Annotated in this window: 17 protein-coding genes, 1 tRNA gene and 2 pseudogenes; 5 read left to right on the forward strand and 15 right to left on the reverse strand. The window is 43.3% G+C overall.

The window, feature by feature from the left end:
• Nucleotides 1-683: 683 nt before the first annotated feature.
• The 10 genes from HV213_RS23105 to HV213_RS23150 all read right to left on the reverse strand — a co-directional run bounded on the left by HV213_RS23105 (nucleotide 684) and on the right by HV213_RS23150 (nucleotide 6,925).
• Nucleotides 684-1,193: a hypothetical protein gene (locus HV213_RS23105; RefSeq protein ID WP_181483467.1), complete on the reverse strand. Its 510-nt coding sequence runs from the start codon at nucleotides 1,191-1,193 to the stop codon at nucleotides 684-686.
• A 143-nt stretch (nucleotides 1,194-1,336) separates the two neighbouring features.
• A complete protein-coding gene (locus tag HV213_RS23110; protein ID WP_181483468.1) occupies nucleotides 1,337-1,609 on the reverse strand; it encodes a hypothetical protein in 273 nt (90 codons plus the stop codon).
• Between the two features lie 176 nt (nucleotides 1,610-1,785).
• Nucleotides 1,786-2,355, reverse strand: a complete 570-nt coding sequence (locus HV213_RS23115) for a hypothetical protein (RefSeq protein ID WP_181483469.1) — start codon at nucleotides 2,353-2,355, stop codon at nucleotides 1,786-1,788.
• Nucleotides 2,356-2,369: 14 nt separating this feature from the next.
• Complete coding sequence (locus tag HV213_RS23120; protein WP_181483470.1) at nucleotides 2,370-2,921, reverse strand: hypothetical protein; 552 nt, start codon at nucleotides 2,919-2,921, stop codon at nucleotides 2,370-2,372.
• Nucleotides 2,922-3,128: 207 nt separating this feature from the next.
• Nucleotides 3,129-3,668: a hypothetical protein gene (locus tag HV213_RS23125; protein WP_181483471.1), complete on the reverse strand. Its 540-nt coding sequence runs from the start codon at nucleotides 3,666-3,668 to the stop codon at nucleotides 3,129-3,131.
• Between the two features lie 14 nt (nucleotides 3,669-3,682).
• Nucleotides 3,683-4,234 carry a hypothetical protein gene (locus tag HV213_RS23130; protein ID WP_181483472.1) on the reverse strand — a complete coding sequence of 184 codons (552 nt, stop codon included), beginning with the start codon at nucleotides 4,232-4,234 and terminating at the stop codon, nucleotides 3,683-3,685.
• A gap of 392 nt (nucleotides 4,235-4,626) precedes the next feature.
• Nucleotides 4,627-4,980: a hypothetical protein gene (locus tag HV213_RS23135; protein ID WP_181483473.1), complete on the reverse strand. Its 354-nt coding sequence runs from the start codon at nucleotides 4,978-4,980 to the stop codon at nucleotides 4,627-4,629.
• 14 nt (nucleotides 4,981-4,994) lie between these two features.
• Entirely contained in the window at nucleotides 4,995-5,546 is a 552-nt protein-coding gene (locus tag HV213_RS23140) for a hypothetical protein (protein ID WP_181483474.1), read from the reverse strand.
• A gap of 318 nt (nucleotides 5,547-5,864) precedes the next feature.
• A complete protein-coding gene (locus tag HV213_RS23145; protein WP_181483475.1) occupies nucleotides 5,865-6,410 on the reverse strand; it encodes a hypothetical protein in 546 nt (181 codons plus the stop codon).
• Between the two features lie 29 nt (nucleotides 6,411-6,439).
• Nucleotides 6,440-6,925, reverse strand: a complete 486-nt coding sequence (locus HV213_RS23150) for a hypothetical protein (protein ID WP_181483476.1) — start codon at nucleotides 6,923-6,925, stop codon at nucleotides 6,440-6,442.
• A gap of 891 nt (nucleotides 6,926-7,816) precedes the next feature.
• On the opposite strand from HV213_RS23150, the gene HV213_RS23155 reads away from it, so the two are divergent.
• A complete protein-coding gene (locus HV213_RS23155; protein WP_181483477.1) occupies nucleotides 7,817-8,587 on the forward strand; it encodes an amidohydrolase in 771 nt (256 codons plus the stop codon).
• Between the two features lie 147 nt (nucleotides 8,588-8,734).
• On the opposite strand, the pseudogene HV213_RS23160 reads toward HV213_RS23155, so the two are convergent.
• Nucleotides 8,735-8,923 (reverse strand): annotated as a pseudogene (locus HV213_RS23160) (cysteine/O-acetylserine transporter); the annotation flags it as partial.
• On the opposite strand from HV213_RS23160, the pseudogene HV213_RS23165 reads away from it, so the two are divergent.
• Nucleotides 8,919-9,359, forward strand: a pseudogene (locus HV213_RS23165) (substrate-binding domain-containing protein); the annotation flags it as partial. The pseudogenes HV213_RS23160 and HV213_RS23165 sit on opposite strands and share 5 nt — an antisense overlap.
• 68 nt (nucleotides 9,360-9,427) lie before the next feature.
• Here HV213_RS23165 and HV213_RS23170 read toward each other — a convergent pair.
• Both HV213_RS23170 and dnaQ read right to left on the reverse strand, forming a co-directional pair.
• A tRNA-Asp gene (locus HV213_RS23170) sits at nucleotides 9,428-9,504 on the reverse strand.
• A 132-nt stretch (nucleotides 9,505-9,636) separates the two neighbouring features.
• Nucleotides 9,637-10,368: a DNA polymerase III subunit epsilon gene (gene dnaQ, locus HV213_RS23175; protein WP_197975052.1), complete on the reverse strand. Its 732-nt coding sequence runs from the start codon at nucleotides 10,366-10,368 to the stop codon at nucleotides 9,637-9,639.
• Nucleotides 10,369-10,433: 65 nt separating this feature from the next.
• On the opposite strand from dnaQ, the gene rnhA reads away from it, so the two are divergent.
• A complete protein-coding gene (gene rnhA, locus HV213_RS23180; protein WP_110273908.1) occupies nucleotides 10,434-10,901 on the forward strand; it encodes a ribonuclease HI in 468 nt (155 codons plus the stop codon).
• On the opposite strand, the gene HV213_RS23185 is transcribed toward rnhA, so the two are convergent.
• The gene (locus HV213_RS23185) at nucleotides 10,898-11,620 is read right to left on the reverse strand and encodes a class I SAM-dependent methyltransferase (protein ID WP_181483479.1); all 723 of its coding nucleotides are present in this window, start codon (nucleotides 11,618-11,620) and stop codon (nucleotides 10,898-10,900) included. The genes rnhA and HV213_RS23185 overlap by 4 nt on opposite strands.
• Nucleotides 11,621-11,653: 33 nt before the next feature.
• Here HV213_RS23185 and gloB point away from each other — a divergent pair, with 33 nt between their 5' ends.
• Nucleotides 11,654-12,409 (forward strand): hydroxyacylglutathione hydrolase, encoded by a 756-nt coding sequence (gene gloB / locus HV213_RS23190; RefSeq protein WP_181483480.1) that lies wholly within the window; start codon nucleotides 11,654-11,656, stop codon nucleotides 12,407-12,409.
• 71 nt (nucleotides 12,410-12,480) lie between these two features.
• The gene (gene mltD / locus HV213_RS23195; RefSeq protein WP_181483481.1) at nucleotides 12,481-13,848 is read left to right on the forward strand and encodes a murein transglycosylase D; all 1,368 of its coding nucleotides are present in this window, start codon (nucleotides 12,481-12,483) and stop codon (nucleotides 13,846-13,848) included.
• A gap of 55 nt (nucleotides 13,849-13,903) precedes the next feature.
• Here the strand turns inward: mltD and HV213_RS23200 are convergent, their stop codons facing one another.
• Nucleotides 13,904-14,674, reverse strand: coding sequence for a class I SAM-dependent methyltransferase (locus HV213_RS23200; RefSeq protein ID WP_181483482.1), 771 nt, complete (start codon nucleotides 14,672-14,674; stop codon nucleotides 13,904-13,906).
• Nucleotides 14,675-14,725: the final 51 nt, after the last annotated feature.

The raw sequence follows: 14,725 nt of genomic DNA on the forward strand, positions 1-14,725 counted from the left end.
CAACAGGCCATCATCTGCGCCCACCCAGCCGGTATTTTCCGCAAACTGATTTCCGTCATGGTCAAAATATATTTCGGCCTGTAAAGAGCGGGTTTCCACACCGTCGCCGTCCAGATCGAGGATAATTGGACTGAACGTATTTTCCGCCCCCCCATATCCGGGCCTGATGAATCATTTCCATAAATATCCAAGGGCATATTTAAGGGTAAAGGGTTACAATCAGTATCATTCAATGATGCGGGAGCCCAATTATCCCATATACCATCATCCTGCGGTAAATTCAGGCCTGCTGCACAAAGAGCTAAATCAACAGCAGTATTTGAATTATAATTCAACGGGCTATATAATTTTTTGTCACTCAACCCCACCATAGCATTTTTAATGCTATCCCAAAAATCAGAAAGATCATCCCCTTCTATAATGGTTTCATAATGATTAGTATGTTTTTTATCGTAGTCTTCATGATGTCTATCATATACTGAATCATATGTTACTAAATTACCGTAGCCATTTTCATTATTATACTCAGCCCCCCTCTCACAACAAATCTATCACCTTCAGTATTTACATATACAATATATTTATGATGGTAATGCAGCCCTATCCATTTGTAACCCACTTCTATTCTTTCAAAATTATCAGACATAGCATCCTTACTCCATTAAAAATTACATTACAATAAATCAATAACCCCAATAAACCCGAGCGAAGACACTTGATAATTTATCATCATTAAAACCCATGAAAATCTCAACCTTTCTATCACCAAGACCGCCAAAGAATATAGACTCCCTTTTGTATTTGTAAGAATAATACCTCGAAGAAGGATCTTTAAGTCGCTGACTAATGAATTCACAACTTAACTCATCATTAATAAAATCGCTACCCTGTTTTTCATTAAAATAATCACGCAACAGTTCATCAGGGACTAAAATAACTCTCCTGTCACTGCGAGACACCGCAGGATCTATTTTATTAATCGCCACCCACTCATATAATTTATAAGAGAATTTTTTCTTTAAATCCTCAGGAGATAAAAACGTGCTAATGCAATGCGGTTTATTTATAATAATATGTGCATTAGTAATTATAGCATCATAATTCTTACCATAAACAACAAAGTGAACCAAGGAAAAATAAACCATGAATATAAAAAATAAAAAAGGAATGCAAAAAATTGTTTTCTTAATCATTTATCTCTCCACCACTAAGGGAATTTAATCACTCAATATGCACGATAACTAACCAGTGGGGGATCTTGTCCCCCCAGCCCTAATTTCAACTAGCATTTCATATATACCTCTTATTAATTACTGATTAAGGTTTTTATTCTTATCTATTCCATAACCCAGGTATGAGTCTCTTCAAGGGACATCCCTTTTCGCCAGTGAATGTGGTTTTCCATCAAAATGGAAATGTAATATCTCCCCGGTGTCTCCACATAGACCATAAACTGCCGGAACGGCATCGGACGGACTTTAGCCTCATCCGTAGCCACAGAAGATGACTGTTGTGGTGAAGGTGCAGAAAGCACGACAAGTGGCGTCATACATAACGCCCCGAGAAGAACAAACTTACCTAACCTGTTATTTATCAGCCAGTGATTCATAAACGCTCCGTGTTAGTATGAAAAGTAATAGTGAAGGTAATATGAAATGGGAAGTGAGATTATTCAACCTGAAAAACAATAATTATTTCACATAAGAAAAACGCATCAATAAAATATAACTATACTCAAGCCGAATACACCAATAACTTCAATGCGGCCTGGTCATAATGAAGTCTTTAACAGACAATAAAGTGGATTATTTTATGTCTATGCTGGCAATACTCTCCGGTTTTGTCGCCTGTATTCATCTCCGGACTGGTTGTTAATGCGCCCATCCCCCCCTCGAGCAGAGTAACAGGTCTTTCATTTCCTCCTTTTTTATCAGCAAAACTTAGATCGACAGAAAACCCTTTGATTCTGCCGGCGACACCGTAGGGGGTCTGAACACCATCTAAATAATTAATTCCGGCACTTTGTAAGATTGCATCTGCTGCTACGGTACAGTTATAGAATTTATCATTGGGGATAACATTATAATCTGGTGGTGAGCGTTTGAATATGCCAATATTTTCTATTAATTGTTCATGCTGCTCAAAAGATATTTCCAGAGTGATATTTTCAGTAAAGTGTCTGTCCCGTAGTTCTTCAGAATCATCCACCGCTCCATTAGCGCCGGAACCAGGTACAGGAAAATAGCTAAACCCCGTGGGTTTGTCATTTTCATCAGTTAATACCAGCCAGGTATGAATAAGTCCATAGCCATCCCAATACCGGGAATCATTTCTGACAGTGACCGTATAAGACATCGTTCATCCTTAAATTATTTAGTCATCTCACGGATGCGTCTAAATGTTAGCGTATAGTTATTATATTCCGCATCACCACCATACAGCTCACTGCGTATGGCATAGAATCCCTCCTTATCTATTGGAAAATAATCCCCAACTATACCTAACCCAATGTTATCATGACCAAAAGAGAAATATTCAGAAATATAATCATTTGCTTTAACATTAAAATCATATAATAACACCTCCCTCCGAACATCATATATAGCGATACGTCCTTTTATATTATCAACTAATGACAATATTTTCCTTCTTTCCGTAAACCGAGCATCACTCTCCTCATCAGTCATTCCTTCGCGCAATGGAATTCGTCTTTCCATCAAAATGGAAATGTAATATCTCCCCGGAGCCTCCACATAGACCATAAACTGCCGGAGCGGCAACGGGCTGACTTTAGCCTCACCAGTAGCTACAGAAGATGGTTGTTGTGGTGAAGGTGCAGAAAGCGCGACAAGTGGCGTCATACATAACGCCCCGAGAAGGACAACCTTACCTAACCTGTTATTTATCAGCCAGTGATTCATAAACGCTCCATGTTAGTATGAAAAGTAATAGTGAAGGTAATATGAAATGGAAAATGAGATTATTCAACCTGAAAAACAATAATTATTTCATATAAGAAAAACGCATCAATAAAATATAACTATATTCAAGCCGAATACACCAATAACTTCAATGCGGCCTGGTCATAATGAAGTCTTTAACAGACAATAAAGTGGATTATTTTATGTCTATGCTGGCAATACTCTCCGGTTTTGTCGCCTGTATTCATCTCCGGACTGGTTATTAATGCGCCCATCCCCCCCCTCGAGCAGAGTAACAGGTCTTTCATTTCCTCCTTTTTTATCAGCAAAACTGAGATCGACAGAAAACCCTTTGATTCTGCCAGCGACACCGTAGGGAGTCTGAACACCATCTAAATAATTAATCCCGGCACTTTTTAGAATAGCATCTGCTGCTACGGTACAGTTATAGAATTTATCATTGGGGATAACTTTATAATCTGGTGGTGAGTGTTTGAATATGCCAATATTTTTTATTAATTGTTCATACTGCTCAAAAGATATTTCCAGGGTGACACTTTCAGTAAAGTGTCTGCCCCATAGTTCTTCAGAATCATCCACCGCTCCATTAGTGCCTGCATCAGACGCTGGAAAATAGCCAAACCCCGTATGTTTGTCATTTTCATCAGTTAATACCAGCCAGGTATGAATAAGTTCATAGCCATCCCAATACCGGGAATCATTTCTGACAGTGACCGTATAAGACATCGTTCATCCTTAAGTTATTTAGTCATTTCACGAACGCGTGAAAATGTTAACATATAGTCATTATATTCCGCATCACCCCCATACAGCTCGCTGCGTATGGCATAGAATCCCTCTTTATCTATTGGGAAATAATTACCGACCATACCCAGACCAACGTAGCCATGACCAAAAACAAAATGATCATCAATGTATTTACTTGATTCAAAGTCAAAAACATATAATAACTTCCTTTGTTTTTCATCATATATAGAGATATTACCTTTAATATTAGAGATTAAGGATGTTATCTTTTCCTCCTCCATAACCCAAGTATGGATCTCTTCAGGGGACATCCCTTTTCGACTGGGAATTCGTCTTTCCATCAAAATGGAAATGTAATATCTCCCCGGTGTCTCCACATAGACCATAAACTGCCGGAGCGACAGCGGACGGACTTTAGCCTCATCCGTAGCCACAGAAGATGGCTGTTGTAGTGAAGGTGCAGAAAACACGACAAGTGGCGTCATACATAACGCCCCGAGAAGGACAAACTTACCTAATCTGTTATTTATCAGCCAGTGGTTCATAAACGCTCCATGTTAGTATGAATAGTAATAGTGAAGGTAATATGAAATGAAAAATGAGATTATTCAACCTGAAAAACAATGATTATTTCATATAAGAAAAATGCATCAATAAAATATAACCATACTCAAGCCGAATACACCAATAACTTCAATGCGGCCTGGTCATAATGAAGTCTTTAACAGACAATAAAGTGGATTATTTTATTTCTATGCTGGCAATACTCTCCGGTTTTGTCGCCTGTATTCATCTCCGGACTGGTTGTTAATGCGCCCATCCCCCCCTCGAGCAGAGTAACAGGTCTTTCATTTCCTCCTTTTTTATCAGCAAAACTTAGATCGACAGAAAACCCTTTGATTCTGCCAGCGACACCGTAGGGAGTCTGAACACCATCTCAATAATTAATCCCGGCACTTTTTAGAATAGCATCTGCTGCTACGGTACAGTTATAAAATTTATCATTGGGGATAACATTATAATCTGGTGGTATTTTTTTAAACTTGTCAATGCTATTACTTAAAACATCATATTGTTGACTTGATATTTCCAGGGTGACACTTTCAGTATAGTGCCTGTCCCATAATTTTTCAGAATCATCCACCACTCCATTAGTGCCAGCATCAGGCGCTCGAAAATAGCTAAACCCCTTATGCTCGCCATTTTCATCAGTGATTACCAGCCAGGTATGAATAAGCCCATAGCCATCCCAATACCGTGAGTCATTTCTGACAGTGACCGTATAAGACATCGCTCATCCTTAAGTTATTTAGTCATTTCACTAACGCGTGAGAACGTTAACATATAATCATTATATTCTGCATCACCGCCATAGAGTTCGCTGCGTATGGCATAGAACCCTTCTTTATCTATTGGGAAATAATTACCAACCATACCCAGACCAATATAATCATGACCAAAAGCGGAATGTTCAGAAATATACTTACTTGATTTAAAATCAAACTCATATAATGATTCCCTTCGCCTCTCATCATATATATATATTTTCCCCTTGATATTTCTAATTAAAGTTCTTATTCTTCTCTGTTCCATAACCCAAGTATGGATCTCTTCAGGAGACATCTCTTTTCGCCAGGGAATGCGGTTTTCCATCAAAATGGAAATGTAATATCTCCCCGGTGTCTCCACATAAACCATAAACTGCCGGAGCGGCAGCGGACGGACTTTAGCCTCATCGGTAGCCACAGAAGATGACTGTTGTGGTGAAGGTGCAGAAAGCACGACAAGTGGCGTCATACATAACGCCCCGAGAAGAACAAACTTACCTAACCTGTTATTTATCAGCCAGTGATTCATAAACGCTCCATGTTAGTATGAATAGTAATAGTGAAGGTAATATGAAATGAAAAATGAGATTATTCAACCTGAAAAACAATAATTATTTCATATAAGAAAAATGCATCAATAAAATATAACCATACTCAAGCCGAATACACCAATAACTTCAATGCGGCCTGGTCATAATGAAGTCTTTAACAGACAATAAAGTGGATTATTTTATTTCTATGCTGGCAATACTCTCCGGTTTTGTCGCCTGTATTCATCTCCGGACTGGTTGTTAATGCGCCCATCCCCCCCTCGAGCAGAGTAACAGGTCTTTCATTTCCTCCTTTTTCATCGGCAAAACCTAATTGCCGAATAGCTCGTTTCCGGTTTCGATGACGCCGTTACCGTCTTGTCCAGCACCAACAGGCCATCATCTGCGCCCACCCACCCGGTATTTTCCGCAAACTGATTTCCGTCATGGTCAAAATATATTTCGTCCTGTAAAGAGCGGGTTTCCACGCCGTCGCCGTCCAGATCGAGGATAATGGGACTGAACGTCTTTTCCGCACCGCCCGTATCCGGACCACAGGCTCCCGGCGGGAGAACCCCACCATTAAGCAAATACGCAAGTCCATTAGCATAATTTTGTAAGCTATGTTGCAAATTGTCTGCAAGCTCATTTAACCATACACGGCTATATAAAATATTTTTATTAAGAGAACTAAGCATGTTATCAATAACAGATTTACTATTACTCAGTGCGGTGTCCACGTTCTTTAATAAATCATCCAGCAAACCCGATGTATACATACCAAGAGAGTAAACATAGTTATTAATTTTATCATTATAAATCTCATCGATGTAATCTTTAGCATCTAAAGAACTTTCAATCAAACCAACATCATATCTTTTACCATTGATATCTATTGTCCACCTATTTGTGAAATCATTAAAAAATCATCAATTAAACACTTAAGTAATGTGTCAGCATCCTTAAATTTAGTTTCTGGTAAACTAGCATCATGGCGAATTCGACTAGAAATTTCAAAGGGTGACTGAACGTCAGATAAGTAATTAACACCGCCACTTTCCAGAATATAATTAGCCAGTGTAGTATAATTGAAATCAGATCCACTATCGTTATCTGGTATCAAATCATATAGAGAGATTTTTTTACAGCATATTGTTCCTTTATTACTTTCAGCGTAATACGCTCTAAAATAACCTTTTTTTAGATACTCATCATTATCAAATATGCCATCTACATTAAAATAGCCGCTGTCTTCTTTTGGAGAAAAACCAAAATATAGAGTTTCTTTTTCTGGAAAAGAAAAATCCAACCATGTATGAACAATGCCATCATCGTTAGTAAATCTAGAGTCATTTTTTATTGTTACAGAGTATTCCATGTAAGTTTCCATTTATTTATGACCATAAGGTAGAGTAAACCCAATCATGTATTCTGAATACTCAACTGAAGGAGAGTAAAATGCTGTGGTAACAACATAATCATTGGCTACTTTTATATCAACTGCGGGAAAGCCAATACTACCCCCCCCATTCCCTTCTGCATCACGAACGTCATTTACCATCCCAACTTGTTCATGAAATGGAAAATCAATTTCATATTCTAGTGAATTTGAACCACTGTCATAAATTTCAACCTTTCATTTCATGGAATAATTTGTATATCTTGTGCCTCTCCTCCATATATTCTCGAAATTTATCTTTGGACATATCCGATGAATAATAAACTTTCTTCTTAAGATAAATTTTAATGCTATAATCTCCTGTTTTTTTTCAAGAGATATAACAAATTGCTGCGAGGGTAGCTTATGCCGCCATTTATTACCTTCAACAATTGCATCATCGTTACCAGTGACATTATCGGGCATTTTTACCTCGGAGTCAGCAATAAAAGGCGTCATGGCTATAGAAACCAATAATATATATTTTTAAAAATAACTTACTCACCAATACGCCCTCCAAAATATTTGATTAAAAATATCAATATAAACCTAAACAACACATTAACTTATTATATCAATGATAATGGAACTTTGTTACTACAAGTTCTAACACAATCGTATGATTATGAAAATAATAATAAGCGAACAAAAAAAACAATACGCTGAATGAATAAGCACAGGAAACTGCAAGGAATAATAAAAAAACATTTCATATTATTAATAAATATATATCAGCAAGGAATACACGCAGGAAACCAAGTCACCTTGTGCACATCCTGTCGTCAGTCATGCTACAGTATAAAAATACTGCTAAATGAAGGAATCCTGATCGTGCCCGGACTGAAAATTACCCTTTTACAACAGCCGTTGGTATGGATGGACGGTCCCGCCAACCTGCGCCATTTCGATCGTCAACTGGAAGGGATTACCGGGCGTGATGTGATTGTTCTACCGGAAATGTTCACTACCGGTTTCGCAATGGAGGCTGCTAAACAGTCGCTAGCGCAAGGGGATGTTATTGCCTGGATGGAAACAAAGGCCGCGCAAACCAACGCGCTGATCGCCGGCAGTGCGGCATTGCAAACGGAACGTGGGCCGGTTAATCGTTTTCTACTGGTTGAACCGGATGGTAAAACACATTTCTATGATAAGCGACACCTGTTCCGCATGGCGGATGAGCATCATCATTATGAGGCGGGTAATGAACGCGTGATTTTTGAATGGCGCGGTTGGAGAATTCTGCCGCTGGTGTGCTACGACCTGCGCTTCCCTGTGTGGTCGCGTAACCATAACGACTACGATTTAGCCCTTTATGTAGCCAACTGGCCCGCGCCGCGCTCCACGCACTGGCAGTCATTACTGGTCGCCCGGGCAATTGAAAACCAGGCCTACGTCGCCGGTTGTAACCGCGTTGGTACCGACGGCAACGGCCATCATTACCGGGGAGACAGTCGGATTATCACCCCGCAAGGCGAGATAATCGCTACCGCCGAACCGCATCAGGCAACGCGCCTGGATGCTGAACTATCGCTGACAGCGCTGAAAGAGTACCGCGAAAAGTTCCCAGCCTGGCAGGATGCTGACCCTTTCACACTCAACTAATGCAAATAATTCAAGTTGCTTAAAGGCGGCAAGGGAGTGAGTCCCCGAGGAGCATAGATAACTATGTGACCGGGGTGAGCGAGCGCAACCAACACATAGGCAGCTTGAAGTATGACGGGTATAAAGGGGGAGCCAATGCTCCCTTTCCTATATTTCAAACAAGATCCTTGCTGCGCAGTAGACCAGTAACAAAGCTAAAAGGAAATTTACCTGACGCCCATAATGCAGGAATAAGCGCTGAAACAGACGCCCGGCCAGCGCCCAACACACGTTGCCGAAAGTCTCAATTGCCGCAAGAAGCAAACTCACGCTCACCAGCCAAACAGGATCACGCGTCGGTAATGATGAAGCATTGAAAATTCACCACTTTGGCGAGCAGCAACTGGTACTGGTCGCTTTGCGGGAACACGCTCCGGTTAACTTTATGCGCCGGGACCAACACATTCCGCTGAGTTTTATCATCAATGAGCCACAGTGCATTTTCCGGCAAATATTTGAAAGCGAGCTGCGCAAGCGCGGCATTACTCTGGAAAATACGATTGAGCTATGGAGTATTGAAAGTATCAAGTAATGCGTGGCTGGTAATCTCGGCGTAAGCTACCTGCCGCGATTTGCCGTAGAACAAGAATTGCGTGAAGGTAAACTGGTGGAACTGCCTTTCAGTAAAAAACCGCTGACTATTAATGCGGTATGCGGGTATCACGCCAGCAAAGTTGTCAGCCCGGCGATGCAGGTCTTTGTCGAGTGTATGGAAGAGTGCCTGAAGATCTGATTCATAAAATTACACAGGCCTAAAACGACGAAAGCCTGAATCATTGCTGATTCAGGCTTTCTGAATAGTGGCGGAACGGACGGGACTCGAACCCGCGACCCCCTGCGTGACAGGCAGGTATTCTAACCGACTGAACTACCGCTCCACTTACTGTTCCCTTGGGAACGAGGCAGATACTACGGTTTCCCCTCTACTCCGTCAATGGTTTTTCTTCATTTATGAATCGCTTGCTGCAAAAATCGCCCATCGGACTATTTTTCATGCATGTTCCGACAATTCAGGCCCGCCACAGGCAGCTCCCGCCTTTCTTTTGTACCAGATCGAGCCGCGATTCATGGTTCATCAGCTCTTCGTCTGAGGCATAAAGCACACGTAATTTACTGGCAGCCCGAACAACGCGCTGTATTCCTATTTCTCCGGCCTGCTGCTGCCCTTCCCCTTCCATCGAGAAAGCCATTGTTGTCTGACCACCGGTCATCATCAGATAAACGTCAGCCAGAATCTGGGCATCGAGCAATGCCCCGTGCAGCGTTCGCTTACTGTTGTCTATTTCATAACGCGAGCAAAGTGCATCAAGGCTATTACGCTTGCCCGGGAACATTTTACGCGCTACGGCCAGGCTATCGGTGACCTTACAAAACGTATCGGTTTTCGGAATTCCACGCTTAAGCTTGCCAAACTCATAGTCCATAAAGCCGATATCGAACGATGCGTTATGGATGACCAGTTCCGCACCGCGGATGTAATCCATAAACTCATCGGCAACATCAGCAAACACCGGCTTATCCATCAGGAATTCATCAGCAATACCGTGAACACCAAATGCTTCAGGGTCCACCAGCCGATCTGGTTTTAAATAGACGTGGAAGTTATTCCCGGTCAGGCGGCGGTTAATCACCTCCACCGCGCCGATCTCGATTATCTTGTGCCCTTCATAATGAACACCGAGTTGGTTCATACCGGTGGTTTCAGTATCGAGAACAATCTGTCGTGTAATTGCAGTGCTCATAGCGGTCATTTATGTCAGACTTACCGTTTTACGTATCGATTTCAATTACAGGAAGTCTACCAGAGATGCTCAAACAGGTAGAAATTTTCACCGATGGCTCTTGTCTGGGAAATCCAGGCCCAGGCGGTTACGGTGCAATTTTACGCTATCGGGGGAAAGAGAAAACCTTTAGCGAAGGTTTTAATCTTACGACTAATAACCGCATGGAGATGATGGCGGCAATTGTCGCTCTGGAAGCGCTGAAAGAACAGTGCGAAGTGATTCTCAGCACCGACAGCCAGTATGTTCGCCAGGGGATTACTCAGTGGATCCATAACTGGAAAAAACGAGGCTGGAAAACCGCGGACAAAAAACCAGTCAAAAACGTCGATCTCTGGCAGCGACTGGACACAGCGCTGGGCCAACACAAGATAAAATGGGAATGGGTCAAAGGCCATGCCGGCCATCCGGAAAATGAACGCTGCGACGAACTGGCACGCACAGCAGCCTCTAACCCCACCCAAGACGATACCGGTTATAAGGCAGAAAGTTAATTCTGCCCTTTGCGCCACTGTCGTGTGGCGCCGACAGCCTGCCGTATCCGGTTTTTTGCTTTACCCGATTTCATCGGGTTTAGCGTCAAGGGTATGGTGCGTTTACGAGCAATAATCAGCTGTAAGCAGCCCAGAGCGGGTAAATGCGTACTAAGCATTTTCCCCCCATGACGGGACCAGGGTAACACCTGATAGCGACCACAGTGGAGCACTTCAAAGTTCAGCAACGCCAGCCAATCTAGCTGGCGCGTCAACGTAAACATCCGGCTGTTATACGGGGTCTTATTGCGTAACACGGGCACTAGCTTACGTAACCCCATCAGACTCATTGGATTGAAACTGGTTAAAATAATCCAGCCATCATCAATCAGCACCCTGTCCGCCTCCCGCAGCAGGCGGTGCGGATCGCTACACCACGGCAAAGTATGAGCCAGTAAACAGGCATCAACTGATTTCTCGGCAAAAGGTAAATACAATGGGTCGGCTTTCACCTGTATCGGGTTACCCTGCAAAGAAACATTCACCTGATGAGAAATAGCGCAGGATTCGGTATTGATTTCCGCGCTCAGATTGCCAATTTTAAGTAAATGAAAACCATATAATTTAGCCAGCCACGGTTTCATCTGCCGTTCTAGTGATTCGCGATAGTATTCACCCCACGGCATGCTGGACCAATGCTCGGGCACTGCCACTGTATGAGGTATCCTTGCCGGCTTCATCACAACCTTCCGCTATGCTTTGAGAGGTAATTTATGAATCTTATCAGTATTCCCGCATTTCAGGACAACTACATCTGGGTTCTTGCTGAGGATAGTGGACGCTGTCTGATAGTCGATCCTGGCGAAGCGGCCCCCGTGTTGGCCGCAATAGAACAGAACCACTGGCAACCAGAAGCTATTCTACTGACTCACCACCACCACGATCACGTTGGCGGAGTAAAACAACTTCACGAGAAATTTCCTACAATCGTGGTTTACGGGCCGGCAGAAACCCTGGATAAGGGAACCACTCACCTTGTGGCTGATGGCGATAGCATCTCCGTTTTAGAGTGTGAATTTTCTATTTTCGCCACTCCGGGTCACACTTTAGGACACATCTGTTTCTTCATGAAACCTTATCTATTTTGCGGCGACACTATGTTTTCAGGTGGCTGCGGTAGGTTATTTGAAGGCACTCCAGAGCAGATGTATCAATCATTTATGAAGATCAGTGCTCTTCCCGATGAAACATTAATATGTTGCGCACATGAGTACACTTTAGCAAATATGAAGTTTGCATTAAGCATCCTGCCCCTGGATAGGGATATAAATGATTACTACCACAAAGTTAATGAGTTACGTGCAAAAAAACAAAATACACTGCCCGTAATTCTGAAAAATGAGCGTCGTATAAATTTATTTTTACGCACAGATGATAATGATTTAATTAAAGAAATTTCCAAAGAAACAAATTTGCAACACTCTATTGAGAGATTTGCATGGTTAAGGTCAAAGAAAGACGTCTTCTGATATTTAATTCTTGTCTTCGGTCGACTTCACCGTTATTCTTGCTCGTCTTTTAAGCAACTATTGACACACACATGAAGGCACGAGCGATTTTACTCGTCTCTGTCCTGCTGGTAGGGTGCCAGGCGTCTAAACACGATGGCACCGTTCAACAGCACGCACAGAGCCTTTCTGCAGCGAGTCAAGGGGAAGCAGGTAAGTTCACAAGTCAAGCGCGCTGGTTAGATGATGGAACCTTCTACGCGCAAGACCAGGATCTGTGGGCTTCCATTGGCGACGAGCTGAAGATGGGAATTCCGGAAAATGTCCGGATTCGCGAACAAAAACAGAAATATTTGAGAAATAAGAGCTATCTCCACGATGTAACTTTACGGGCAGAGCCGTATATGTACTGGATAGCCGGGCAAGTTAAGAAACGTAACATGCCTATGGAACTGGTATTACTACCCATAGTGGAGAGCGCTTTTGACCCGCATGCAACGTCTGGTGCCAATGCCGCAGGCATTTGGCAGATCATTCCGAGCACCGGGCGCAATTATGGTCTGAAGCAAACCCGCAGTTATGATGCGCGTCGTGATATCGTCGCCTCAACAACTGCGGCGCTGAATATGATGCAACGTCTGAACAAAATGTTCGACGGCGACTGGTTGTTAACCGTCGCGGCATATAACAGCGGCGAAGGCCGGGTAATGAAGGCAATTAAAGCCAACAAATCGCGTGGAAAACCCACTGATTTTTGGTCACTCTCATTACCTCAGGAAACCAAAATCTACGTACCTAAAATGCTGGCTTTGAGTGATATTCTCAAGAACAGCAAGCAGTATGGCGTAAAACTGCCCACAGCAGACGAAAGCCGAGCGCTGGCACGTGTACGCCTCGACAACCCGGTTGAGATTTCACAGCTAGCCGATATGGCAGGAATGCCCGTTAGTAAGCTAAAGACGTTCAACGCAGGTGTTAAGGGTTCGACCCTGGGCGCTAATGGGCCTAACTACGTATTGGTGCCGCAGAAACACGCAGCTCAATTGCGTGAGTCTTTGGCTTCCGGTGACATTGCTGCCGTGCAACCGACTCAGCTTGCGGATAACAGACCGTTGACCAGTCGTAGTTACAAAGTGCGTTCTGGAGATACTATCTCCGGTATAGCATCTCGACTCGGTGTATCAACGAGAGATCTGCAGCAATGGAATGGTATTCGCGGATCAAACCTGAAAGTGGGTCAGAGTCTTGTAATCGGTGCAGGTAGCAGTGCAGAGCGTCTGGCAAACAATAGCGATAGCATCACTTATCGCGTGCGCAAAGGCGACTCGCTATCGAGTATTGCAAAACGTCATGGCGTGAACATTCGCGATGTGATGCGCTGGAACAACGATGCCGGCAACCTGAAACCTGGCGATCAGTTAACGCTGTTTGTGAAAAACAGCGACAGACCTGAATCCTGATAGCTCCGGATTCATTTTAAAAGGCACCCATGTGGTGCCTTTTGTTTTTTCTGCTCTAGATCGCTTTATGAGCCTCAAACATAATTGTATCGCTGGTAAAAGATCCATCCAGCTCCAGTGCAAAGTAAGCCTTAACCTCTGCGGATGCGCTCTCCTGATACAGGCGAATAGCCTCCACCAAAGGCGCAGGCGTCCGCATCCGGGCAACCCATGAGCTGAATTCCAGCGGCAAGCGATCAGTCAGCAAATTATTCGTCACTAATCCCGCCTCATTCGCCATTGCCAGCCATTCACCGCTTGAGTAATTGCGAACATGAGAAGTATCGCGCAAAGCCTCTACGGTCTGCAGCCAAACATCACGAACCGGATGCCCTGGCGACATGACGTCCATGATAATTACGGCTCCTCCCGGTTTCAGCACCCGCTTGACTTCGCGTAATGCCTGACCGACATCATGCCAATGATGTGCAGAATAGCGGCTAATCACCACATCAAAACTGGCATCAGCGAAAGGCAGTGATTCGGCATAACCCTGCTGGGTCGCAATATTAACAAACCCTTTATCCGAAGCGGCCTGAGCTACAACCTCCAGCATCTGACTGGATAAATCATACGCCACCACCTGTGTAACCTGTCCTGCAGCTGCAAAACTGGCATGACCGGCGCCACATCCCATGTCCAGCACGTGAGCCTGCGGAAAATCGGCTAACCTTTCTGCCAGACGTTGCAGATCGCGCCCGGATGCGTGTACAGCACTAGTCAGATAAGCGCTAGCCTGCGAGCCAAACTGTTTTTCGACATTGTCATGATGAGAGCGTGTTGTCATTGCTTTGTCCTTCGGTTGTTTGAGTAATAAAGGCAGCACCATGCTTACGCA

Source organism: Klebsiella sp. RHBSTW-00484 (assembly GCF_013705725.1).
Lineage (GTDB): Bacteria > Pseudomonadota > Gammaproteobacteria > Enterobacterales > Enterobacteriaceae > Klebsiella.

What these genes read in the sequence shown, in the direction of transcription:
- HV213_RS23200 (WP_181483482.1), bottom strand. Translation starts at nt 14,674, where the DNA reads ATGACAACACGCTCTCATCATGACAATGTCGAAAAACAGTTTGGCTCG.
- HV213_RS23185 (WP_181483479.1), bottom strand. Translation starts at nt 11,620, where the DNA reads ATGAAGCCGGCAAGGATACCTCATACAGTGGCAGTGCCCGAGCATTGG.
- HV213_RS23105 (WP_181483467.1), bottom strand. Translation starts at nt 1,193, where the DNA reads ATGATTAAGAAAACAATTTTTTGCATTCCTTTTTTATTTTTTATATTC.
- rnhA (WP_110273908.1), top strand. Translation starts at nt 10,434, where the DNA reads ATGCTCAAACAGGTAGAAATTTTCACCGATGGCTCTTGTCTGGGAAAT.
- HV213_RS23135 (WP_181483473.1), bottom strand. Translation starts at nt 4,980, where the DNA reads ATGTCTTATACGGTCACTGTCAGAAATGACTCACGGTATTGGGATGGC.
- HV213_RS23120 (WP_181483470.1), bottom strand. Translation starts at nt 2,921, where the DNA reads ATGAATCACTGGCTGATAAATAACAGGTTAGGTAAGGTTGTCCTTCTC.
- mltD (WP_181483481.1), top strand. Translation starts at nt 12,481, where the DNA reads ATGAAGGCACGAGCGATTTTACTCGTCTCTGTCCTGCTGGTAGGGTGC.
- HV213_RS23115 (WP_181483469.1), bottom strand. Translation starts at nt 2,355, where the DNA reads ATGTCTTATACGGTCACTGTCAGAAATGATTCCCGGTATTGGGATGGC.
- HV213_RS23140 (WP_181483474.1), bottom strand. Translation starts at nt 5,546, where the DNA reads ATGAATCACTGGCTGATAAATAACAGGTTAGGTAAGTTTGTTCTTCTC.
- HV213_RS23110 (WP_181483468.1), bottom strand. Translation starts at nt 1,609, where the DNA reads ATGAATCACTGGCTGATAAATAACAGGTTAGGTAAGTTTGTTCTTCTC.
- HV213_RS23125 (WP_181483471.1), bottom strand. Translation starts at nt 3,668, where the DNA reads ATGTCTTATACGGTCACTGTCAGAAATGATTCCCGGTATTGGGATGGC.
- dnaQ (WP_197975052.1), bottom strand. Translation starts at nt 10,368, where the DNA reads ATGAGCACTGCAATTACACGACAGATTGTTCTCGATACTGAAACCACC.
- HV213_RS23150 (WP_181483476.1), bottom strand. Translation starts at nt 6,925, where the DNA reads ATGGAATACTCTGTAACAATAAAAAATGACTCTAGATTTACTAACGAT.
- HV213_RS23130 (WP_181483472.1), bottom strand. Translation starts at nt 4,234, where the DNA reads ATGAACCACTGGCTGATAAATAACAGATTAGGTAAGTTTGTCCTTCTC.
- gloB (WP_181483480.1), top strand. Translation starts at nt 11,654, where the DNA reads ATGAATCTTATCAGTATTCCCGCATTTCAGGACAACTACATCTGGGTT.